The organism is Prevotella sp. HJM029, from assembly GCF_000599605.1.
Classification (GTDB): Bacteria; Bacteroidota; Bacteroidia; order Bacteroidales; family Bacteroidaceae; genus Prevotella.
The window spans coordinates 1-326 of the sequence record NZ_AZHT01000076.1 but is presented as its reverse complement, the minus strand read 5'-3'; the positions used below and the strand labels follow the sequence as shown (position 1 = coordinate 326).

At 42.9% G+C, this 326-nt stretch carries 1 pseudogene; it reads left to right on the top strand.

Features of this window, described 5'->3' with window-relative positions:
* A pseudogene (locus X919_RS14830) lies at positions 1–326 on the top strand (tyrosine-type recombinase/integrase); the annotation flags it as partial.

Below are 326 nucleotides of genomic sequence, written 5' to 3'. Positions count from 1 at the left end.
GCAAGGGATTTGTTTGTTTTTGCCTGTCATACAGGTGCAGCCTATTGTGATTTAATGGGATTAAGTAAGAAACATCTTGTCCGTGATGATGAGGAAAATCTTTGGATGAAGTTCAATAGGAAGAAGACAGGTGTACTTTGCCGTATTAAGTTGTTGCCCGAAGCGATTAGGATAATAGAGAAGTATCGAGGCGAAGAAAGGGAAAGACTGCTGCCACAGATGAAGTATGCCACCTATCAGTCGTATCTTAAAGCATTGCGCCTTAGAGAGGGTATAGCCTTTCCCTTTACCACGCATACGGCAAGACACACCTTTGCCACACTTAT